Here is a 22,633-nt window from a genome sequence, read left to right as displayed (position 1 = left end):
AAGGATCAACCAATGCGCCCTCAAGTATTAGTGTGTGATGACTCAGGAATGGCCCGTAAACAGCTGGCTCGCTGCCTCCCTCCCGATTGGGAAGTGGATATCAACTTTGCCACCAACGGGGTTGAAGGGGTTGAGGCGATTCTCTCAGGGAAGGGAGAGATAGTTTTTCTGGATCTGACCATGCCGGAGCTTGATGGTTATGGCGTTCTTGAGACACTGAAAAAAGAGCAGGTCAAGGCGCAGGTCTTTGTGGTCTCAGGCGACATCCAGCCCGAGGCGGTACAGCGAGTCAAGGGACTCGGAGCCCAGGACTTTATCAAAAAGCCCGCATCCAAAGAGACCCTGCAAAATCTGTTAGTTGAGCATCGGCTTTATAGTGAGGGAGGCGCTGTTCCGGGTAAAACCAAGGCCGCCCCCCTCCGGCGCCAGAGCCCCAGGAAACCGAGTTCAAGGGGGCAACCCCGGAGATCCGGGACTGTTACCAAGAGATCTCGAATGTCGCCATGGGCCAGGCCGCAGATATGCTGGCCCGTATGCTCGAAGTCTACGTCATCCTGCCAATCCCCAATGTCAATATTCTTGAGGTAGGAGAGCTGCATATGGCACTACATGCCGCGGCTGAGCAGGAGACCATCTCGGCCGTTTGCCAGGGATTTATCGGCGCCGGGATCGCCGGAGAAGCACTGATCCTGTTCCACGACTCGAGCTTTAAAGATATGGCTCGCCTGATGAACTACGAGGGAGAGTTGGATCGGAGGATCGAGCTGGAGCTTTTGATCGACACCTCCAATGTGCTGATCGGGGCTTTTCTGGCCGGCTTTTCAGAGCAAATTGATACCCCATTTAGCCAGGGGCACCCGGTCATACTGGGCCAGCATCGCAGCATCAGCGATCTCATCCAGTGTAATAAAACACGCTGGAAGCAAACGCTGGCCATCGAGATCAACTACACCATAGAAGACCACAATATCCAGTGTGATCTATTGCTGCTGTTTACCGAAGACTCCATTCAGACCATGAATAACAAGATCCAGTTCTTACTGGAAGATTAGCGGGAGATACCCTATGGATATCCGAGAGTTTCACTGGCTGATGAACATTATTCAAACCATAGATGTGGGCCTGATGGTGCTCGACAGAGATTACAAGATCCAGATCTGGAACGGCTTTATGGAGAGCCACAGTGGCCAGCTCAGCGTGGACATCAAGGATCGTAACCTGTTTGAACAGTTCCCGGAGATCGATGAACAGTGGTTTAAGCGCAAGGCGGAGCTGGTGTTTAAGCTCAATATTCGCGGCTTTACCACCTGGGAGCAAAAACCCTGTCTGATCCGCTTTTGCAACTACCGGCCGATCACCGGCAGCAGTGACTTCATGTATCAAAATATGACCCTGCTTCCCCTGCTCTCCTTCACCGGCAAGGTCGAGCATATTGCGGTTATGCTCTATGATGCAACGGATCAGGCAATAGACTCAAAAAACCAACAGGAGTAACCCCAGGCTCAATGGCCCTTTACAACCCTGGGCCTACTGTCCCTGCTTTTTGTGAAGCTTGAGCGGCTTACGCTTTTTCCGAAGCTGCAGGTTGAGGATCTCGACCACCACAGAGAAACCCATCGCGAAATAGATATAGCCCTTGGGCACATGGTAGCCCAGCCCCTCGGCGATAAGGTTGAAACCAACCAGGATCAAAAAAGCCAGGGCCAGCATCTTCACCGTGGGATGATCCTCCACAAACTCACCGATCGGCCGTACCGCAAACATCATCACCCCACCGCGATCATGATTGCCAACACCATCACCGGAACATCCTTGGCGATTCCGACCGCAGTGATCACCGAGTCCAGACTAAACACAATATCCAAAATCGCGATCTGCACAAGCACCAGGATAAACTGGGAGGCCCCCTTACTGACCGTCACCTCCTGATCTGCATCCTCCAGGCTGCCATGGATCTCATGGGTACTTTTGGCGATCAGGAACAGTCCTCCCAATAGCAGGATCAGATCCCGCCAGGAGATCACAAAACCCGCCAGGCTAAACAGGGGGTCGTCAGGTGCATCATCCAGGCAAGGCTGAGCAACAACAAGATTCGTGTCACCATTGCCAGGCCAAGCCCGAGAATGCGTCCTCGCTGACGTTGCTCCTTTGGCAGACGCCCGACCAGAATCGACAAAAAAATGATATTGTCGATTCCAAGAACAATCTCCAATACCGCCAGAGTCACCAGGGCTACCCAGGCATTGGGATCCACTAACCATTCCATCCAGATACTCTCTTATTCCTCACAATAAAGGGAGCCCTAAAGGCTCCCTATCGATAGAAGCAGCAATTCAGATCAGGCACTGATCACATCATCCCGCTCTTTGTGTTGGGTCGGCTTCTCCTGCTGCTCGACCTCAAAAATATCCTTATAAGCCGCAAACTGGGCCATATAAACCATAGGAATGGTGACCAGAAGCCCAATCCCCATCGGGATACTGGAGATCGCCACCACACAACCAAACACAATATTATATGCCAGCAGGGCCGACCAGTTTTTCAGGCACCCCTGAATGCTAAGCAGCATGATCTGCCCTATGCTATAGCGACTAAAGATCACCAGGGGAACAGCAAAATAAAACAGCATCGACTTCAGGGCAAACACAACCACCAGCAAGATGACCATCAAATTCTGCTCTGTGCCCATTTTTTCGATGGATGCCAACAATGCCTGCTGCCCATTGGAAAAATCGATCCCTACCAATGACCAGATCTCTTGGGCAACCAGCACAAACAGAAACGACAGGATCCCAAGCTTTAAAAAAGAGAACCAGTATGGTTTCAGGGCACTAAACAGGGCCGAAAGATTAAAGGGACGCCCATGATCGCAGCAGCGGCAGCCGATCACAAAAAAGCCCATCAAGGCAAAGCCCAATATTTCCAACAGCAGCAGATCCACGGACAGAGGCAGTCGACTGATAAAGAACACCAGTATCATGTAGAGCATCAACAGTGAAATCCACACCAGAGGCGCCATCCTGAAGTAGCCCCAACTGCGACCGATCCACTTTAACCCATGTGAAGCCCCAAACCCTTTCATTCCCCACTGCTTCATGCAGCGCCTCCGTCATCTACTTGCATAAAACCTGTGTAAGCGGCCTGCAAGGCGCTTACGACCGACGCCCATCATAGCAGAAAGCCCGGGGAGTTTTGATCTTTGATCGCCCCACAGCTCGCTCTGTCACCAGATGTAAAAAAGGGGCTCAGTGAGCCCCCTGTATCTAGTCGATATGATCAACCGGTTGCCGACTCCAGCTTTGCCAGATCGGCTGCAATCTCGGTGGCCTCATTCTGGTAGTAGTCCGGCATCTCGAGATCGGCGGGCAGCGCACTGAGCTTACTGATCGGCTTCTTACCCATGCGCTCGAGACGGGAGTTGGTCAAGGCCAAAACCTTCTGCTCTCGCAATTTTTTCTGCTTGAGACGCTCAGATTCAACTAAAGAGATCGAGGTCTTCATGCTCTCTTTGCGATAAAGATTGATCTCCTGAAGTAGCTCCTTGTACTCGGGATCACTCTTGACTCGCTTGGCGTGCAAAGCTTTAAGCTCAGGCAGAAGTTTGCTCACTTCCGTGCTCCGGCGATAATCAAGGGGCTTGATCCGATCCCAGGGAAGAGCATTTTTCTCAACACTCTCGCCCACCTTACTGGCATCGATAAGCGGCGGCAGAATGATATCCGGCATCACCCCCTTATCCTGAGTGCTGCCACCATTGATCCGATAAAACTTGGATATGGTGTATTTCACATAACCCATCGGCTGGTGATAGAAGTCGTAGATACGCCCCAGACTCCGATACTGCTGCACCGTTCCCTTACCAAAACTATCCTGGCCCAGGATCACCGCCCGCCCATAGTCCTGCATCGCCGCCGCAAAAATCTCTGAGGCAGAGGCACTGAGCCTGTCAATCAAAACCACCATGGGGCCGGTATAGACCACACCGGGATCCTTGTCTTTCTCGACCTCCACATCGCCCTGGTTATTGCGGATCTGCACCACGGGTCCCTGCTTGATAAAAAGACCCGTCAGATCAACCGCCTCGGTCAACAGGCCACCACCATTGCTACGCAGATCGACCACCAGAGACTGCATCCCCTGCTTTTTGAGCTTGAGAAGCTGTTTTTCGACATCCTGATGCAGATCTACGTAAAAGCCCGGGATCTCCAGCAAGCCCACTTTTTCGCCCTGAACGGTCAGAAGCTTTGATTTAGCAGCCCTGTCCTCCAGTCGAACCTTATCCCGCTCTAATTTGACCACATGGGTATCTGAGATCGCACCCTCACCACGCTGGATCTGCAGGCACAGCTTGGAGCCGCGCGGCCCCTTGATGAGATCAACCACATCATCCAGCCGCCAGCCGACCACATCCACCATCTTGCCGCACTCCTGGGCGACACCGATGATCTTATCCTCGGCTCTGAGCTTTTTACTGCGGGCGGCCGGTCCCCCGGGAACCAGGGAGCGGATCACTGTATAGTCATCCTCAGCCTGCAGCACAGCCCCAATCCCCTCGATGGAGATATTCATATTCGAGCTGAACTGATCGGCGCGGCGCGGTGACAGATAATCCGTGTGTGGATCTATGGTGTGGGCAAACGAGCTCATCAGAGCAAAGAACACATCCTCACTCTCACTCTGCTTCAAAAATTTCAGAGCGTTGCTGTAGCGCTTGGTCAGAATTTTTTGGATCTCGGGCCATTTTTTTCCGGCCAGGGCGAGATTCAACTCATCATAACGAACCCGTTTATACCAGAGCTTATCCAGTTCAGTTCGGGATTTAGCCCAGGGTGCTTTCTCGCGATCCAGCTCAAAGGCGGCGGCCGGAGTATTGAGTGGCAGGGGTTTATCCAGAAGAGAAAGCGCATAACTCAAGCGCTCATAACGGCGCTTGATATAGGTATTAAAAATCAGATAAGCACCCGACAATTGCCCCCGCTCAATCTCATCATCCAGGGTATCCCGATAGGCCTTGAATGAATCGATATCCGATTGCAAAAAGATCCAGTGTCGGTAATCGAGGAAATTCAGGTAACGATCAAAAATCTTCTGTGACAGAGCGTCATTGAGCAGCACATGCTTGTAGTGAACTCGGGTAAAGTAAGCCGCTATCCGCTTACTCTCAGCACTGTGCTGGGGCTCCTGTGCCAGGTGGGGCAAAGCGCTTTCCTTGTAGGGGGGCGTCGCTGCCTGAGCTGAAAATCCGTATAAAACAATCCCACACACGATCACCAGTGATCGCAAAAAGCACTTTGTCATAGCCAGGAACCCCCGCTATTTCATATTAAAGAATTACGTGCTGTGAATTGACCTTGACAACCATTCCAGAGTTCAGCTGGACCAGCAATTCATCTTTCTGTATCTCTTTAATAGTAGCAGGCACGGGCGACTTACCGACAAGAACCTGTACGCCCTGATTGACACTCAGTGTTGACGGATCGACAGGCTTTTTAGGTACCACCTTTTTTGCAGGACGCGGGGTTGCCTTGTTGCGAGCTCCCTGAGGACGCTTTTTAGGCTTGTCACCCTTCTCTGCATCCGCATTCTTGCGCTTGCGTGCATAGGCGCGATCCTTGCTTTCCTTCAGCGCAGCCTGGGCATGTTCAACATGCTCTTCAGTCAATACGCCACAAGGGTTACCATCCAGATCCACACGCTCTGCACCGGCTTTTAAGCCATGGAGGTAGCGCCAGCTTGAAGTGTATTGACGCAGCGCCGCGCGCAGGGTTGTTTTGCTTAGCTCAGACTCATCTTTCAGGCGCTCGGCCAGATCCTGAAAAATGCCAATTTTCAGCGGCTTCGCTTCGCCTTGTGCAATGAAACAGTTGGGGAATTTTTCTGTCAGGTAAACCACCACCTGCTTAATCTTGGCCAGCTTCTCTGATTTATCCATGTATGCCCTTGAATACAAAAATGAATGGGGCTAAATGCCCGAATATTAGCAATGACAGGCTATTATAGTGACCATCAAAAAAAAGCTATGACTGGCATAAAAAACCCCCGAGATTACCGGGAAAACCAGCCTCTATCGCAGACAGTGCCACAAACCAAAGGCTGCGGCAATCTGTTTGCGAGGTCAACTCAAGCCATACTTCTTAATTTTACGATACAGGGTCGCGATCCCGATCCCCAGATCTTCTGCCGCCTGCTTGCGATTGTCGTGGCGCGCCAGGGCCTCCACAATCACTGTTCTCTCCATCTCCTCGAGGCTAACCGAAGAGGCTCCCTGACTGGTCGCAGGTGAGGAGCTGATCCTGAGTCGATCAAACTGAGGTGGCAGCAGGCTCACATCAATAGCCTCTCCCGGCTGCACCAGGTTCACCAGGTATTCGATAAGATTACTCAGCTCACGAATATTTCCCGGCCACTCATAGGCGGACAGGCGATCAACCACCGCCGGCGTGATCTCAGGGTAATGCCCGCCAATCTTACGCACATGCAGATCGAGGAAATGGTGCACCAGCAGTGCCACATCCCCGCAGCGCTCGCGCAGAGGCGGTAGATACAGGGGGATCACATTGAGCCGGTAATAGAGATCCTCACGAAACTCATTGCCCAGGATCATCTGCTCAAAATCACGGTTGGTCGCCGAGATCACCCGCACATTGATTGGGATCGCCTTACTGGCACCGACCGGCATCACTTCTCGCTCCTCCAGCACCCTCAGAAGCTTGGCCTGCAGCTGCAGCGACATGTCACCGATCTCATCCAGAAACAGGGTACCGCCATCGGCTGAGAGCAATAGTCCCTTCTTCCCTTTGCTGGACGCTCCGGTGAACGCCCCCTTCTCGTAGCCAAACAGCTCGCTTTCCAAAAGCTGGTCCGGGATCGCCGCACAGTTGATCGCCATAAATGGCTTGTTGTGCCGCTCACTGAGCTCATGGATCGCCTTGGCAAACACCTCCTTTCCGGTGCCACTCTCTCCGCGGATCAGCACGGTTGATGGGCTGGATGCGATCCTTGCGACAATCCGCTTGAGTCTTTGCATCTGGCTGCACTCACCGATCACCGAGGAGAGTTCGGGCAGCCCCTCATCCAAACGATCGCAGCGCTGATGCTGGCGCAATGCCATGACCAGGATCTGCCGACCTGGCAGAGTGTGTAGCTGACCACTGACCAGCACGGTTTTCTCTTCAAAGCTGATATGAAAATGCTGTGCCCCCTCCCCCTGGTGGCTGGAGTAAGCCGTCGGAAGGACCCGGGTTTGACAGGCACTCAGCTCAGACCAGGTACATCCAAGATGGTTGAGCAATACCTGATTACAATAGTCGACCCGGCCACTTTGTGAGAGGATCAGTACCCCCTGCTCGACCCTGTCGATCAAAAGCCGTAACAGCTCTTGAAGCTCCTGGGGCGGAACCTGAGGAGTCGAATAGGCACGCTGCTCGAGAACCTTAGACACAAACATCTCTGAGGTATGCCGGATATAATCACTGAAAAGCTGCTGATTGACGAGCAAGTGATCCCGGGCCTTGTCGGTAAAGGCAACCAGGCTCAGAGCACCGATGCAACTTCCCTGGACAATAATCGGGACTCCGAGAAACGCTTTCTCGTTGCAGCACTCAATTTTTTTACATCCTTTGCAGACCGGATCCCGGGTAGGCTCCAGCAGCAGCTTCTGCTGCTTGGTCTCCATGACATGGCGAAGGACCCGGGTGCCTGCCGTCAGTGGCTCACCGATGGCCAGATCATAACGGCCTGTTCCGGCAAGCCGGACCAGCTCTTCATCGACGACCTCGACATCGAGCTGCATGATCCCGGCAAGCAGTTTTGCGTAATGCATGATGGTTGGCTGTATCTGCATCAGTTCAGACACAGGCCGGCGTACTTTATCTAACATCATCCGATTGACTACCGATTTCCTGAATACAGAAAAGTCACGACCCATACCTGGGTATTTGCTTCACTGCCTTGATGATGGGGAGCCCTTATACTAGACAAATTGCTCTGAAAAGCAAAAGACCACCTTCACAGTTTCCTGAAAAGGCAGTCTCCAATTGAGGCTTGTGAAAACGATTGCATGCCGCAGCTTGACGGCAATTGGCAACTCGCTGTCACTTTTTAGCAGAACTTATCCTGAAAGCGATAAATCCAGCTCAAGTCCGCTCATAAGCAAGGCGGCCATCCACATAGGTTCGGTAGATCCCCCGATCATCCCCTATGGTGATCAGCACAAACAGCTGCTCTGCAAGAGTCTTTGAGTTATCGTGGCGAAGCTGCTGCAGGGGGGTTGAAACCGGATCCAGCACCACAAAGTCCGCCTCTTTGCCCACCTCAAAATTGCCGATCTTATCGTCCAGAGACAGCGCCCTGGCCCCACCCAGGGTTGCCAGGTAAAAGGCTTCAAAAGCCGACAGTTTCATCTCCTGAAGCTGCATCACCTTATAGGCTTCATTCATTGTCTGTAGCATGTTAAAGGTGGTTCCGGCACCAATATCGGTTCCGATCCCGACCCGAACCTTCTTCTCCCAGGCCGTTCTAAGCTTAAACAGACCACTGCCCAGGTAAAGGTTGGAGGTCGGACAAAATGCCGCGGTCGAATTGGTTTCGGCCATGCAGTCCCACTCATCCTCATCCAGGTGGATACAGTGGGCAAACACGCTGCGATCCCCGGTCAAACCATGATGATGATACACATCCAGATAGTTCTTCTGCTCCGGGTAGAGCTCCTTCACCCAGGCTATCTCTCCTAAGTTTTCACTCAGGTGGGTATGCAGATAGACATCCGGATACTCCTGCTTAAGACGCCTCGCCGCCTCAAGCTGCTCCGGGGTGGAGGTTGGTGCAAAGCGGGGGTCACCGCATAGAGCAGGCGCCCCTTGTTATGCCACTTCTCAATCAGCTCCTTACTCTCCCGGTAGCTGGTTTCCGGTGTATCCCTCAGGTAATCCGGGGCATTTCTATCCATCATCACCTTACCGGCGATGAGGCGCATATGATGTTTTTCAGCCTCATGGAACAGGGCCTCGATCGATTCCGGATGAACCGTACCAAACACCATAGCCGTGGTGGTACCGTTTCGAAGAAGCTGCTTTAAAAAGAAGCTGGACATCTCCTTCGCATACTCTGGATCCTTATAGCGCCGCTCAGCCGGGAAGGTATAGTTATTCAGCCATTCCAGAAGCTGCTCTCCATAAGCGCCCACCATCTCTGCCTGAGGATAGTGAATATGGGTATCCACAAACCCCGGAACCATCAATTTTCCACGGTAATCTCGGATCCTGACCTGTTCCGGGACTAGCTTACGCCCCTCCTCGAAGGTTCCAACCCACTCAAATCGGCCTCCCCTGACCAGTAACAGGCCATCTTCGATATACCGAACATTCGCTTCAATCTCTTCGGGACAATCCACAGTCTTGAGAATATCTAAAATCGGACCTCGCATTGCCTTTAACGCATTCATCGCTTCCATGGTGACGACTCTCTTATAGTTATCTCTTGAGGACAGACCCACCGCCAGTCGACTCGCTGAGTGATTGACTTGCAACAGGTACGATCCAGGATTTAAAGCTGATGGCCAGGCTCCGTTTAGATAACAGAGCCTGGCATGGGGGGACAGACTCCCCCTTTAAATCAGAAGCGATTCAACCCCCGTAAGATCTTCTCCGGTGTAAAATGCCACTCGCGCAACCATACCCCGGTAGCATCATGAATCGCAGTCGCGATGGCTGGCGCCGCCCCGTTAACCCCGATCTCCGAGATAGATTTAGCACCATAGGGGCCAACCTCGTCATCACTGGGCACCAACACGGCTCTGAAGTCGGCCGGAATATCGCCAATCTTGGGGGCTCCATAACTTTGGAGATCCCGGTTAAGCGGCACACCCTTGCTATCGTACTGCAGCTCCTCATACAGGCTATGGCCGATGGCGCGGATGCTGGCCCCGTAAATCTGTCCCATCGCCAGATCCGGATTGATCGGGGTGCCGCAATCCAGAAGGGCATGGAACTTGTTAAGACGGATCTCTCCGGTTCGCTGGTTGACGGCAACCTCGGCAAAGTTAGCCCCATAGGGGAAAGCAAACTCAGGGGTAATGAAAGTGCCCTGGGCCATCAGCTGCCCCCAGCCGGTGCCACTCTCTGACTTATGGGCGATCTCGCTAAACTTAACAACGCCATTTTGGCCACGAACCTGAGACGGCGCCTCGATGGAGAGCTGTGAAAGTGGCTCCTCAAGCATCTCGGCGGCGCAGCTTAGGATTTTATCGCGCAATGCCTCGGCGGCACGCTTGGCGGCATTTCCGGAAAAACAGGTTCCGGAGGAGGCGTAGGCGCCCTTATCAAATACCGAATGATCCGTATCCCCGGAAAGAATGGTGACATCTTCCAGTGGCGTCTTGAGCACCTCGGCGGTCAACTTGGCGACCACGGTATCCAGCCCGGTGCCTATGTCTGCACCACCCGGGTGGACGATCAGGGTGCCATCGGAGGCCAGCTTGATCCAACAGTTTGCCTGATCAATATCCGGGATCCCGGATTTTTGCTGGATAATCGCCACCCCGCGACCTAACTTCCAGTCACTGTCAGCATCAGATTTCGGCTCGTCCCAGCCGATCATCTCACGCCCCTTAGACATGATGGCATCCAGGGCGCAACTGGCAGCAGTGGGTGCCGTCGTCGGCATCTTGCCTTCACCGATAGCAGCCAGGATCTTCAGGGTATCTCCCTCATGAACCCGGTTTTTCTCGATCATCTCCAGCTGATCGATACCGAGCTCTTTCGCCAGCTCGGCGATCGCCATGGTCAGCGCATAGTTTCCTTTCGGCGCCCCATATCCCTGGTAGGCCCCGGTCGGGCAGATATTGGCGTAATAGGTGGTCACATCGAAATGCACGTTATCACAGGGATATAGCGGCAAAGAGAGGGCCGGTCCATTACAGGGAACCGTCAGTGAGTGATTTCCATAGGGACCGGTCAGCGCCCGAAAATCCATGGTGATCGCGGTGATGGTGCCATCTTTTTTGGCTCCGAGCTTCACCTTGACCTTGGCGACATGGCGGGTCGATGAGGCGATAAACTCCTCTTCCCGGGTATAGCGGAAATAAACGGGACGCCCGGTCTGCCAGGTTGCCCAGGCGCAGACCTCCTCTAACACCATATCCTGCTTGGCACCAAAGCCGCCGCCAACCCGCTCCTTGATCACCCGCACCTTGTTCTGCTTGATCCCAACGATATTGCTGATGTGACGACGAATGTGCCAGGGAACCTGGGTCGAGGCATGCACCACCAGCCGATCGCCATCCATACGGGTATAGCAGACATGAGGCTCACTCGGACACTGTTGAGCCTGAGTCGAGTGATAGGTGCGCTCAATCACCTTGTCCGCCGCGGCAAACCCTGCATCGATATCACCGATGTGACCGCTGACCCGGGCCGCGATATTCTTGCGCGGCTCACAACCGATGGGGAAATTCACCACCAGCTTACCAGCGCGGGGATCGGTGTTTTCATTTTGCTCTGCCAGGTTCTCCGGAGCTCCGGCCCGGTATTCAACCGGCTCATTGTGAATAATCGGTGCATCGGGTTGCATCGCATCATCGACACTCAAAATAGGATCTAGTATCTCGTACTCGACCTTGATGAGTTTGAGAGCCTCAAGGGCGATCGCTTCAGACTCGGCAACCACGGCGGCGATGCGATCCCCCACATGGCGCAGCTTCTGACAGAACATGCGGCGATCCAGGGGAGATGGCTCGGGAGCGCTCTGCCCCCCGGAGTATATGAGATATCGGGGCAGTTTTTGTAAGTGATCACATGAACCACCCCGGGAAGCGCTTCGGCCTGTGACACATCCAGGCTTTTCAGCCAGGCGTGAGCATGTTCACTACGCAAAATCTTCAACGCACAGGCATCGGAGGGGACAAAGTCCTCAACGAAGCAGGGTTTGGCCTGCACCAGCTTAGCCGCATCAATCTTAGGGGTGGCCTTGCCCACCAGCTCAAGATCATCACGGAACGAAGGAGCTACCTGTGGCTTATAATCCGGATCACGCAGCCTGATACTGGCCAGCTCCGCCGCCTGATAAAACTGCTGGTAGCCGGCATCCCGGCTAAACAAACCCGACAATGCATCATCGACCGCTTCCGGGGATGGAGCGCTGTCACGCTCTAAGAGATCCGTCAGCAGCAGTGCCGCCGCCGGATCATTGTAGCCGGACTGGATCACCCCCACATCGACCATCGCCTGCTGCACCAGGCTCAGTTCATTCCAACTGCCAAGAGATTCGGCGGTGCGGATCTCTCCCCCATCGATTTGCCCTGCGATTAGCAGCGAGGCATTGACCACCCGTCCGTTAAACCAGATGGAGTCTGATCCGGCGAAACCAAATCCATCATCACTGTTGCGGACCGAGTGCATGCCAAGTTTTTTCAAAAGCGCCTGCACATTTTGTCCCGCCTCGCACTCAAGCTGATGAGGACGACCATTAAGGGTAAAACAGATATCCATCATTGAGCCCCCTGCTGCTTACATGCTTCGACCAGATCGGCGATCACCACCCACTGATATACCGCTTATAGCTCTCACTACCACGAACATCGCTCATCGGGTTCACGGCGCGATAGACCGCTTGCTGCAACGCCTCCCCTTCGATCTGCATCTGCTCAATCTCTTTGAGACGAAGCACCTGGGGCTCCAATCCTGAGAGCACCATCCGGTATCCACCGGCAGGCTCAACCGCTACCGCAGCCGACAACACCGACCAACCATCCACGGTTTGGCTCACCCGCTGACACGCCAGCGGCCGCCGGATATCGTCAAGGTGCACGGCTACGATAAGGGCTCCGGCGTGCTCCTGCTGATAGCGTTCAATATCCAGCCGCTCGCCGTTGGCCAGCTCAAGCTTGGCATTGAGCGCAATGAGGGCCGGCAGCAGATGTGATTCACGCTGCCGTGCGACAATCTCTCCCCCCAGGGTGGCCTGATTGCGTAGGTTACGCGAGTAGATAAAATGCGCGGCCTGTTTAAGGCTGTCCGGGATCAGCTCACTGTCACACAGTTCCTGGACCCGGGTCATGGCGCCGATCCGCCGGCTATGACCATCCGCCTCTATGCCGGTCAGCTCCAGGGCGTCGAGGGCAATCACAGTTTCACGGGATGTTTGAGTCAGAGCAGCGTTTAGTTTTGAGCCACCCCCTAAAAAGACCGCTTGCTCTGAATGTTCAGCCTTGAGCGCCAAGGCTTCAGCGACAGAGCGCGGTTTTAAGTATTGTTTAATCATAATTATTCCTATCGATTAACTCACACTACTTGGGGAGGGTCCTTCCACTCTCCCCGTTCAGGTTAATGCAGAAAAATAAATTTCAGCAGGAACACGATGGCCAGCACCCAGCACCCGATAGGGATCTGCCGGAAGCGGCCGGAAACAACTTTGATCACCACGTAGGAGATAAAGCCCAGCCCAAGACCGTCAGAGATGGAGGAGCTCAGCGGGATCATGGCGGTGGTCACAACAGCCGGAGCCGCCTCGGTCAGATCCAGCCAGTCCACCCGGGCCAATCCTCCCATCATCAACACAGCGATAAATAGCAGGGCGCCGGCGGTTGCATAGTTGGGAACCATCTCGGCAACCGGAGAGAACAGCAGGGCCAGCGCAAACAGGATCGCTATGGTAAATGCGGTCAGGCCGGTCCGTCCCCCGGCCGATACCCCGGCAAAGTTCTCCGCATAAACCGCCGCGGTCGGTGTTCCGAAAAATGATGCAAACACCGAGGTTGCTCCAGAGGAGAACAGCGCCCGGCCGATACGCGGCATCTTGCCCTGCTTGGTTTTCATGTCCGGGTAGGTATCACCGATCGCCAGCAGGGTTCCCACATCGTTAAAGATAGCGATCAGCAGCAGGGTGAGAATGATGCTGATCATATCCGGCTGCAGGGCGCCCATCAGATCCAGCTGCATGAAGGTCGGAGACAAAGAGGGAGGCAGAGACACAATGCCATGGTAGTTAATGTCGCCCATCACCAATCCTATGATGGTGATGATGATAATAGACAGCAGCACCCCACCCTTGATCCGCCGCGATTCAAAGGCGATCACCAGGAAAAATCCCAGTAACGCCAGCAGAGAGTGTAGTGAGACCACATTGCCCAGGGAGACCAGAGTCGCCTGGTTCGCCACCAGGATCCCACTGTTACGAAGGGCGATAAATGCCAGGAACAGGCCGATCCCACCACTCAGACCGATGCGCAACGAGTCGGGTATGCTCTCGATGATCCAGTCCCTGAGTTTAAACAGACTGATCACCGCATACAAAACCCCGGAGATAAACACGGCGCCCAGTGCCGTCTGCCAGGGCACCCCGCTCCCTATGATCACGCTAAACGCAAAATAACCCAGCAGGCCGACTCCGGGAGCAACCGCAATCGGATAGTTGGCCAAAAATGCCATCAGCAAACAACCGACAATCGCTACCAGACAGGTTGCAACAAACACGGCTCCCTTATCCATCCCGGCCTGAGACATCAGGCCGGAGGTTACCAGCAGGGTATAGCACATGGTAAAAAAGGTGGTTGCACCGGCAATCACCTCGGTGCGAACATTGGTGCCATGGGCTCGCAAGTGAAATATCTTCTCAAACAGGGTGTTATTAGCACTCTGCGGCTCTCCTTCCAGGCGTTGCGTACGTTCGTTCATAGCGGTTTCCTAAAGTGTGCCTAATGACAGCAGACTGTGTTTTAGCAGATTCAGAGCGACTCGCTGACGATAGCGGGCGCTCGAACGCTGATCATCTATAGGTTGGATCAGCTCAGCATAACCGTGACAAATCTGCTCAATGCATGGGCCATCCATTGGGACTCCAATGGCCATTTCCTCAAGTTTGGGGCAGCGTACCACTGTCGGAGCAACCGCTCCAAAGGCGATGCGAAATTCACTAAAATTATCACCCTTTTTGGTAGCCATTGCTGCCACCGATAGTTTCGACAGCGCATTAGCCTGACGGGTCCCCACCTTACGATACAAGCTTAGCTCGGGTTGAAGCCGCGGAAAGATGATCTCGGTGAGAAGTTCATCGCTGTTTAGGAGGGTTGCCCCGGGGCCCGTGATCATCTGGGCGATCGAAACGCGCCGACGGGCCGTTGCCGAACGAAGCTCTAATTGAGCATCCAGCACATGAAGAGCCGGCACCGTATCTGCCGCCGGTGAGGCGTTGCAGATATTGCCACCCAGGGTGGCACGATTGCGCAATGCCGGAGCCGCAATGCCGCGGATGCTCTGCCTGAGAACCTTCGGAAGCTGTGGATGATGCTCAATCTCGCTGAGCAGTGCTCCCGCCCCGATCCGTACCTCCTGTTCGGTGAACTCGATTCGGCAAAGCTCAGAAATTCCATCAATAAATAACAGATCGCCGGTAAGATCGGCACGCAGACCCCCATGACGACGATGGCGAACCATCAGATCGGTGCCGCCGGCAAACACCCTGGCCCGGGTGCGCCCCAGAAACTCCAGGGCCTCCTCGAGGCTATCCGGGCGGATCAGCTGTTCCATAAGCCACCTCCATCCGCCAACGCGATCTGCGCCGCCTCAATGATCATCCCATAACCGGTGCAGCGGCACAGGTTGCCGGATATTCCCTCGCGGATCTGCTGCTCATCCGCTGTCGGGTTGTCCCTGAGCAGACTATAGAGCGCCATCAGCATGCCCGGGTACAAAAGCCACACTGCACCGCCCCCGCCTGGCGAAATGCCCGGGTCAGGGATTGTCCATGCGCCGTCTCTTTGAGCCCCTCCAGGGTCAGGATCTGTGCTCCCTGAGCCTGAATCGCCGGAATCAGGCAGCTGTTAACCAACTTATCATTCATCAAGACAGAGCAGGCACCACACTCCCCTTCACCACACCCCTCCTTGGTTGCAACCGCTCGGAGTTCACTGCGCAGTAGATCCAGCAGGGAACGCAGAGGATCGGTCTCCAGCTCTCGCCTTTCGCCATTGAGAATAAAAGATAGCTTCATTGCAGTGCCTCCAAAATCACCTCGGGAGTCAGGGGAATCGCCGAAAAACTCTGCCCCACCGCCTGCTCAACCGCCGCAACAAAGGCGGGCGCCCCACCATTAATGGTCAGTTCTCCACCGCCCTTGGCACCAAAGGGCCCGTAGGGATAGAGGTTCTCCACAAAATTTCTCTCAATTCGCGGTAGATCCAGGGACGTTGGGATCACATAATCGGCCATGGTGTGTTGTGCAAAGCGTCCCTGGCGGCACTCAAGTTTCTCGTAGTAGGCATAGCCCAGGGCCTGGGCCATCCCCCATCAATCTGTCCCTCAAACACCCGGCGATCGATGGGACGCCCGATGTCATAACTGCCCCAGATCCCGGTGACACTCACTTCCGCGGTGAGCGGGTCGACCTCAACCTCCACCACATTTGCCGCCCAGCTATTGGTCAGGTAGGGATTTCCCTGAAAACTCTGCTGATCCCACTGGTGATAATCCGGCTGACGAAACTGCTCCTCCACTTGTTGCACTTGCCCCGCTTGCCATGACTCCTTGAGACGGCGGGCGGCTTTCTCCAGGATATAACCCACCACCTGAATGGAGCGGGACGCCACCGTCGGCCCTGAATCCGGAATGAGGCTGGTGTCCGGGTTGTGAAAAAGCACCTGTGAGAGAGGGCAATCCAGCGCGCCGGCCACTATCTTTCTAAAGGTCAGGGAAAGCCCCTGACCAATATCCACGTTACTGACCCGAATAGAGACCCGATCCTCGCCATCTTTCTCAAGGCGGGCAATCGCTCCCACCAGATTCTGCTCACAATCACCGGCCATGCCGCAACCGTGAAAGACCAAAGACAGGGCGATGCCCCGGCCGGTTCCCCGCCCATATCGCTCACGCTTTTGATAATAATCGGATTGGCGTGTCACCTGTTCGATCAGTTCATCGAGCACCAGCTTGTCATGCAGCGGTGCACCGGTCACCAAGGGATCGCCCTGGGCGATAAAGTGGCGCTGTTTGAAGTGAACCGGCTCCTCCCCCAATACCCCGGCCAGATGCTGCATATGATTCTCGATGGCAAAACAGACCTGAGGGGCCCCGAAACCACGAAAGGCACCACTTGGAACCGCATTGGTGGCCCAGCCGATGCCGCGGATCCTTTGATTGGGGATCCGGTAACTGCCGGTGATCGAGGTGACGGCCCGCTGCAGCACAATGTTACTCAGACTCTCGTAGGCACCACAGTTGAGTTCAATCAGGATATCGGTTGCGACAAGCTCTCCGCGCTCATTGAGAGCACTGCGAAAACGGATTCGTGAAGGATGGCGCTTGGTGCTGCACAGCATATCCTCGACCCTGTCATAGATCATCCGTACCGGGCGTTTAAGCCGATGCACAGCCAGCGCGACTGCGCACGCCAGCAAATAGGGGTAATCCTCTTTTCCGCCGAATCCGCCCCCGGTCGGGCACTGCACCACCCGGATCTTGGACTGCTCAAGGCCCAACATATGCGCCACCGCATGGTGAACATCCATCGGGCACTGCATCGATCCCTCGACACAAAGTCGCTGCTGTGAGTCAATCCGCCCGCACATCCCCTGGGTTTCAATATAGGAGTGCTCCTGGTAACCCGTTTCACAGCACTCCTCAATCACCCGGGGCGCATCATTAAAGGCCTGGTCAACATCCCCCCTTGCCACCTCGATCGCCCCAAAGCGGTTGTCATCACCATGAATCGCTCCTCCCTTAAGCTGGGCAGCCTCATCAATATCCGCAACTATGGGCAGGGGCTCAAAATCAACCTTGGTCGCCTCTATCAGACGATCAAGAAGGTCGGGATCTGGGCCCACGAACAGCAGCATCTCCTGTCCCAGATAGCGAACCTCTCCATCGGCCAGTACCGGCCAGTCCAGCCCGACAATCTTAAGACTGTTGTGACCCGGAATATCCTCGGGACCAAACACATGATAATCGGCTGGCAACGAAGGAAGATGGATCTTAAGGATCCTTCCCCTTGGGATAGAGGCGCGATAAAAACGCGCCGTCCATATTCCCTTGTGGGGAAGATCCGCCACATAGGCGGCCTCCCCGCGGGTTTCTGCCAGTTTGAAGTCACAATCGAGAGCATCCAGATGTTGCATCCCGAATCCTCCCTGTTTAGGAACCCAAACCGTCCATCGTTTTCCACAAGCGCTGTGCCACCTTCTGCGCCTCACGATAGATAGGCGCCACATCGAAGGGGAACTGGCGATTTTCAAGGACGAAGCGGCCCTCAACGATCACACTGTCGACGCTCGATGAATTCAGGCCGAATGCAAAGTGTCCGGGCAGGTTGTCCCCCACCAGCGGCGTGGGCGAGCGATAATCACAGATGGTGAGATCGGCCTTGTAGCCAGGGGCTATCTTGCCAAAGCTGGCTGAGAAATTGCGCTCCAACAGGCTGTTCCCCTGGTTGAGATATCCCAGGAAACTATCGGGCCACAGCGGACCACCGGCGTCCCTGTGTTTAAAGAAGGCAAATTTGAGCTCTTCAAACATATCCGCGCCGATCCCATCGGTCCCCAATGCCACATTGTTGAACTTCTGCAGCTGCTGGTTATAGCCCACTGAATTATTCATGTTGGATCTGGGGTTGTGTACCAGGAAGCTATCATGTCGGTTGAGGATCTCAATATCCTGCTCACTGAGAAACAGGCCGTGTGCCAGCAAGCTCTTGTGATTCAAGAGATCAAAGGCCTCGAGTCGTAACAGGATATCCTTTTGATAATGATGGTGGCTGTGGGACACATCGTACCTGTCTTCCGCCACATGGATATGAATGCCGCGCCCGGTTGCCTTGACCGCCTCGGCTATCATCTCCAGTCCGGGGTCGCTGACGGTAAAGGGGGCGTGAGCCCCGATATGGGATTCCACCAGGTAGGGGGAGCTGCCCTGCTCTTTTTCGCGGTCGATCAACCGGGCAAAGGCCATATTCTCTTCGACACCGGCCTGTAACTCGTCCACTCCCCCATTACGATCCGTGGTCTCATAACAGGTCATACCGCGCAATCCCGCCTTGAGAAACCCATCTCGCAGCACCTTGAGAGAGCCCTGGATAAAAGAGGGGGAAGCATGATGATCTATGACCGAGCTACAGCCGGACTTGATCGCCTCCAGACAACAGATGAGACCCGAATAGTAGAGAGCCTCTTCATCGATGGCTCTGTCCAGCCGCCACCACAAGTTTTGCAGGGTCGAGATAAAGTCGGGACAGGGTGCAATGTTGGCCATGATCCCGCGCGATAACCCCGAGTAAAAGTGATTGTGAGAGCAAACTATGCCCGGCATCACCAGCTTACCATGCATCTGTTTGATGGTTGCCGTGGGATAGGTGGATTCGAGTTGATTGCCGACATCCTTGATGAGATCGCCCTCAAGCAGGATATCCATCCCCTCCTGGACCCGGGCCGGTGCAAACTCAACCAGAGTCGCATTTTTCAGTAATAGCATGCTCATACCTCTACCTCACCCAACAGATAACCATGATTTTCGATGATAAAGTTCGCCATCGTGCAGATCTCTTCGAGACCAGCCGGTACCTCAGCCACCCTGCCTTTTCCGTCCAGTGGCAGATTGTAGATCTCCTGCTGATGGCGCAGCTTAAGTGAGCCTTCCTGGAGCAGGAATCCCGGGTTACTGCTGTTACTAAAATCTTCGTCCAGGCTGAAGATGGTCAGCTTGTCCTGATAGGGCCGCCCCTCCCACGGACAGAACTGAGCACAGTTGCCACACTCGTTACAGTAAGCATCCAGGTGGATGATCTGGAAGGGATTGGCAAAACCAGGCATCGCCAGGGTGACATTGGCCCGGTTGGGGCAAACATCCGTGCACTTACTGCACACATAGTTGCACTCCAGACAGCGCTGCGCCTCCTGGGCCCGGAAGGCATCGATATCACTGCCGTCCACCAGCTGGACCGGGATCACCCCTTTACGCTGATAGATGGCTTCGATATCCACCGCTTCAAACTCGGGACCACTGTGCTCCTCGACCTGCTCACGCTCACTAATGGTATTGGCCGCCTTGCGCGCCTGCCCCATGGCACTGACGATCGACGAGGGTCCGGTATTGGCATCGCCGACCAAAAACAGGTTCTCGACCGGTGTTTCGCAGCTTTCGGGGTCCACCAGCGCCCAGCCATCATCACCTAAGGGAGCCCCCATCCGCTGCAATACGCTGGAGTCGGCCTGCTCACCGATCGCGGTGATCACTGAGTCAACCTGCAGGGTGCCGGTGCGATCCGTGGGAACCGGACGCCTGCGCCCCTGTTCATCGGGCTCCCCGAGCTCCATCATCCGGCACAGCAGGGTGCCATCCTTACTAAAGGACTCTGGGTTGGTCAGAAAATGGAACTGAACTCCATCGGCCAGTGCCAGCTCATACTCCTCCTGATAGGCGGGCATCTCATTTTCGGTGCGCCGATACACTATGGTCACCTTCTCCACCCCGGGTGCTTTAAGAGCCGCACGAGCGCTATCCATCGCGGTATTGCCGGCGCCAACCACCGCCACATGCCGCCCCAACTCCAGCTGCTCACCCTGATTAAAGCGGGCCAGGAAATCGAGTGACTCAAACACCTGCTGATTATCACCGGCAAGACGCATCCGATTCCCCTTCTCGGCGCCTACCCCGAGGATCACATACTTAAACCCCTGAGCTTTGAGCTTATCGGCGGTCAGAGCCGGATCACAGCCAAACTCAAAGTTAACCCCATGCTGACGCACAAACTCGATGTCATGGCTAATCGCCTCAGCCGGGATCCTAAAATGAGGGATCACATTTTTCACCACGCCTCCGGCGTTGGCCTCCCGCTCAAAGATGGTGACTGGGAAACCACTGCGCGCCAGGAAGTACCCTGCTGACAATCCCGCAGGCCCCGCACCAATCACGGCCACCCGCGCCTCGCGATGAAGCTTGGGGTGCTGCCACTGTGCCAGGTACTGATCCCACCCCTGGGCCAGAGCGATTCTCTTGAGCTCCCGGATATTCAGGGCCCCTTCATAGTCACGGCGGGTACAGTTGTACTGACACTGATGATCACAGATATGCCCGGTAATGGAAGGCAGGGCGTTCCGGCTATAGATCACCTCCAGAGCCTCTTTGTAGCGCCCCTGTCCGACCAGGCGAATATACTCAGGAATATCCTGATGAATGGCACAGGCATGCTGACAAGGCGCCACATAACAGTCGGTCATCGGCAAAGGATCATCCACCGAAATGGTCTCAGGTCCGCGCCACTCTTTCTGGGTATAATCCACCTCCAACGCCTCGGCAGCCAGTTTCTCCAGTGCCTCAATATCCAGGGTCTCGCGCTGCCAGGCCCTGCTGGTATCCAGAAGCTCGGCGCAATCTTTCATCCGCAGGTAGCCGCCGGGCTTGAGAAGATCGGTAGCCATGGTGATGGGGCGGATCCCCGTGGCAAAAATGGATTCAATGTTGAGTTTGCAGGCGCCTCCCGAGTAGGAGATATCCAGCTTACCGGCAAATTCACGGGCAAGCTTAGCGGCAACATTAATGGTCAGCGGATAGAGAGCACGCCCGGACATATACATCTCTTTGTCGGGAAGCACCCCCTTGGTATTGACGGTTCCCAGGGTATTGGAGAGCTTAACCCCGAACTGAACCCCATGTTGTTTAGCCGCCTCCAGCAGACGACGCAACATGGCCGTCGCATCGGGATACTTGAGATCCGCCTCAAAGGCATGGGGATCCAGGGTCACATAGCCAAACCCACATTGATCCAGAATAGAGCGCACCCGCTCATAGCCGAGCAGGGTTGGATTAAGCTTCACAAAGGTATTGATCTGCCGCTCACACAGCATGTAGCGGCAGATCGCCTCAATCTCATCGGGTGGACAGCCATGCATGGTCGATAATGTCATGGAGCGGGCGATCTTAGGCGAGATCCGATCCGGCAACTCACGCAGCTGTGCGGCTCTGTTCCCGGCGCCGATGTCGTTGATAAAGGCTTCATCATTGACTAGGCGACGCAACTCACCAATGTAGGCGGCAAACTTTGGATGCTGACTCGAGTCCATCATGTCATCCAGGAAGGTCTGCATCTTTTGGGTCTTGATCCCGGCCAGATCATAACCGGCGCTCATGTTAAAAATAAACGACTTCTCTTCGCCCGATACCGGATCAAACAGAGTCTCTAATAGATGCAGAATCACCCAGGCCTTAAGGTACTCATCATGAGCCTTGGGCAGGGTAAACTCGGTCGACCACTCGGTGTTGAAACACTCATCCTCGGCATCGATACAGGGCTTGGCGATCTCCAGGGTATCAAGCTTCTGAACCGTCTTAAGTTCAATGAAACGCCCCCCGGTCAACCAGGAGCTGATGATGTTCTGCGCGAGCTGGGTATGGGGGCCTGCCGCCGGACCAACCGGTGTGTTACAGGACTCACCAAAGATAGAAAGCTTGGTCTCGTTGGGCTTGTGGTAGAACTGCTTTTCGGGGATCCCGAAGATGGAGCGGCTGGCACGGTACTCACTAAAGACTCTATCGATGAGTGCGCCGAATGGTACGGGACGCATGATATCACCCATGGTATTCCTCCTGGCTGGGCTTGGTTCAATGCACACTATGTTGATCTTGTATTGGATGCATTTGCCGGCGATTGTTGTTAA

General features: G+C 54.7%; 14 protein-coding genes and 4 pseudogenes. 2 read left to right on the top strand and 16 right to left on the bottom strand.

The features are described from left to right. The first annotated feature begins 12 nt into the window (after window positions 1-12). Both DB847_RS26630 and DB847_RS09975 read left to right on the top strand, forming a co-directional pair. Window positions 13-1,052 (top strand): annotated as a pseudogene (locus tag DB847_RS26630) (response regulator). Between the two features lie 13 nt (window positions 1,053-1,065). Further along, window positions 1,066-1,494: a PAS domain-containing protein gene (locus tag DB847_RS09975; protein ID WP_108650544.1), complete on the top strand. Its 429-nt coding sequence runs from the start codon at window positions 1,066-1,068 to the stop codon at window positions 1,492-1,494. A 33-nt stretch (window positions 1,495-1,527) separates the two neighbouring features. Here the strand turns inward: DB847_RS09975 and DB847_RS09970 are convergent. The 16 genes and pseudogenes from DB847_RS09970 to ygfK all read right to left on the bottom strand — a co-directional run bounded on the left by DB847_RS09970 (window position 1,528) and on the right by ygfK (window position 22,552). Next, window positions 1,528-2,266: pseudogene (locus DB847_RS09970) on the bottom strand (TerC family protein). Window positions 2,267-2,338: 72 nt separating this feature from the next. Beyond that, window positions 2,339-3,097: a BPSS1780 family membrane protein gene (locus tag DB847_RS09965; protein WP_108650543.1), complete on the bottom strand. Its 759-nt coding sequence runs from the start codon at window positions 3,095-3,097 to the stop codon at window positions 2,339-2,341. Between the two features lie 179 nt (window positions 3,098-3,276). Next, window positions 3,277-5,298 carry a carboxy terminal-processing peptidase gene (gene prc / locus DB847_RS09960; RefSeq protein WP_108650542.1) on the bottom strand — a complete coding sequence of 674 codons (2,022 nt, stop codon included), beginning with the start codon at window positions 5,296-5,298 and terminating at the stop codon, window positions 3,277-3,279. Between the two features lie 25 nt (window positions 5,299-5,323). Beyond that, complete coding sequence (proQ, locus tag DB847_RS09955) at window positions 5,324-5,932, bottom strand: RNA chaperone ProQ (RefSeq protein ID WP_108650541.1); 609 nt, start codon at window positions 5,930-5,932, stop codon at window positions 5,324-5,326. Between the two features lie 183 nt (window positions 5,933-6,115). Further along, window positions 6,116-7,882, bottom strand: coding sequence for a sigma 54-interacting transcriptional regulator (locus tag DB847_RS09950; RefSeq protein WP_234418549.1), 1,767 nt, complete (start codon window positions 7,880-7,882; stop codon window positions 6,116-6,118). 253 nt (window positions 7,883-8,135) lie between these two features. Continuing rightward, a pseudogene (gene guaD / locus DB847_RS09945) lies at window positions 8,136-9,187 on the bottom strand (guanine deaminase). A 425-nt stretch (window positions 9,188-9,612) separates the two neighbouring features. Beyond that, a pseudogene (locus DB847_RS09940) lies at window positions 9,613-12,488 on the bottom strand (molybdopterin-dependent oxidoreductase Mo/Fe-S-binding subunit). 40 nt (window positions 12,489-12,528) lie between these two features. Beyond that, window positions 12,529-13,257 carry a molybdopterin-dependent oxidoreductase FAD-binding subunit gene (ygfM, locus tag DB847_RS09935; RefSeq protein WP_108650540.1) on the bottom strand — a complete coding sequence of 243 codons (729 nt, stop codon included), beginning with the start codon at window positions 13,255-13,257 and terminating at the stop codon, window positions 12,529-12,531. A gap of 62 nt (window positions 13,258-13,319) precedes the next feature. Beyond that, complete coding sequence (locus DB847_RS09930) at window positions 13,320-14,669, bottom strand: NCS2 family permease (RefSeq protein WP_234418548.1); 1,350 nt, start codon at window positions 14,667-14,669, stop codon at window positions 13,320-13,322. A gap of 9 nt (window positions 14,670-14,678) precedes the next feature. After that, complete coding sequence (locus DB847_RS09925; RefSeq protein WP_108650539.1) at window positions 14,679-15,521, bottom strand: FAD binding domain-containing protein; 843 nt, start codon at window positions 15,519-15,521, stop codon at window positions 14,679-14,681. Further along, complete coding sequence (locus DB847_RS24935; protein WP_199911792.1) at window positions 15,509-15,667, bottom strand: 2Fe-2S iron-sulfur cluster-binding protein; 159 nt, start codon at window positions 15,665-15,667, stop codon at window positions 15,509-15,511. The genes DB847_RS09925 and DB847_RS24935 overlap by 13 nt, the downstream gene beginning before the upstream one ends. Beyond that, entirely contained in the window at window positions 15,667-15,984 is a 318-nt protein-coding gene (locus tag DB847_RS09920) for a (2Fe-2S)-binding protein (RefSeq protein WP_199911791.1), read from the bottom strand. The genes DB847_RS24935 and DB847_RS09920 overlap by 1 nt, the downstream gene beginning before the upstream one ends. Continuing rightward, complete coding sequence (locus DB847_RS26365; protein ID WP_159084520.1) at window positions 15,981-16,274, bottom strand: hypothetical protein; 294 nt, start codon at window positions 16,272-16,274, stop codon at window positions 15,981-15,983. The genes DB847_RS09920 and DB847_RS26365 overlap by 4 nt, the downstream gene beginning before the upstream one ends. Then, window positions 16,187-18,103 (bottom strand): xanthine dehydrogenase family protein molybdopterin-binding subunit, encoded by a 1,917-nt coding sequence (locus DB847_RS09910; protein ID WP_159084519.1) that lies wholly within the window; start codon window positions 18,101-18,103, stop codon window positions 16,187-16,189. Before DB847_RS09910 ends, DB847_RS26365 begins: the two co-directional genes overlap by 88 nt. 16 nt (window positions 18,104-18,119) lie before the next feature. After that, a complete protein-coding gene (gene ssnA, locus DB847_RS09905; protein ID WP_108650536.1) occupies window positions 18,120-19,451 on the bottom strand; it encodes a putative aminohydrolase SsnA in 1,332 nt (443 codons plus the stop codon). Between the two features lie 2 nt (window positions 19,452-19,453). Further along, window positions 19,454-22,552, bottom strand: coding sequence for a putative selenate reductase subunit YgfK (ygfK, locus tag DB847_RS09900; protein ID WP_108650535.1), 3,099 nt, complete (start codon window positions 22,550-22,552; stop codon window positions 19,454-19,456). Window positions 22,553-22,633: the final 81 nt, after the last annotated feature.

The sequence above is a fragment of the Dongshaea marina genome (genome assembly GCF_003072645.1).
In the GTDB taxonomy this organism is placed as follows: Bacteria; Pseudomonadota; Gammaproteobacteria; order Enterobacterales; family Aeromonadaceae; genus Dongshaea; species Dongshaea marina.
The sequence above is the reverse complement of the archived record's forward strand: the minus strand, read 5'-3'. Positions and strand labels throughout refer to the sequence as shown.

Excerpts from the sequence above, each read along its gene's own strand:
- ygfM (WP_108650540.1), bottom strand. The coding sequence starts at position 13,257 with ATGATTAAACAATACTTAAAACCGCGCTCTGTCGCTGAAGCCTTGGCG.
- prc (WP_108650542.1), bottom strand. The coding sequence starts at position 5,298 with ATGACAAAGTGCTTTTTGCGATCACTGGTGATCGTGTGTGGGATTGTT.
- proQ (WP_108650541.1), bottom strand. The coding sequence starts at position 5,932 with ATGGATAAATCAGAGAAGCTGGCCAAGATTAAGCAGGTGGTGGTTTAC.
- DB847_RS26365 (WP_159084520.1), bottom strand. The coding sequence starts at position 16,274 with ATGGCCCAGGCCCTGGGCTATGCCTACTACGAGAAACTTGAGTGCCGC.
- DB847_RS09910 (WP_159084519.1), bottom strand. The coding sequence starts at position 18,103 with ATGCAACATCTGGATGCTCTCGATTGTGACTTCAAACTGGCAGAAACC.
- ygfK (WP_108650535.1), bottom strand. The coding sequence starts at position 22,552 with ATGGGTGATATCATGCGTCCCGTACCATTCGGCGCACTCATCGATAGA.
- DB847_RS09920 (WP_199911791.1), bottom strand. The coding sequence starts at position 15,984 with ATGAAGCTATCTTTTATTCTCAATGGCGAAAGGCGAGAGCTGGAGACC.
- DB847_RS09950 (WP_234418549.1), bottom strand. The coding sequence starts at position 7,882 with ATGATGTTAGATAAAGTACGCCGGCCTGTGTCTGAACTGATGCAGATA.
- DB847_RS09930 (WP_234418548.1), bottom strand. The coding sequence starts at position 14,669 with ATGAACGAACGTACGCAACGCCTGGAAGGAGAGCCGCAGAGTGCTAAT.
- DB847_RS09925 (WP_108650539.1), bottom strand. The coding sequence starts at position 15,521 with ATGGAACAGCTGATCCGCCCGGATAGCCTCGAGGAGGCCCTGGAGTTT.
- DB847_RS24935 (WP_199911792.1), bottom strand. The coding sequence starts at position 15,667 with ATGGCGCTCTATAGTCTGCTCAGGGACAACCCGACAGCGGATGAGCAG.
- DB847_RS09965 (WP_108650543.1), bottom strand. The coding sequence starts at position 3,097 with ATGAAGCAGTGGGGAATGAAAGGGTTTGGGGCTTCACATGGGTTAAAG.
- ssnA (WP_108650536.1), bottom strand. The coding sequence starts at position 19,451 with ATGCTATTACTGAAAAATGCGACTCTGGTTGAGTTTGCACCGGCCCGG.
- DB847_RS09975 (WP_108650544.1), top strand. The coding sequence starts at position 1,066 with ATGGATATCCGAGAGTTTCACTGGCTGATGAACATTATTCAAACCATA.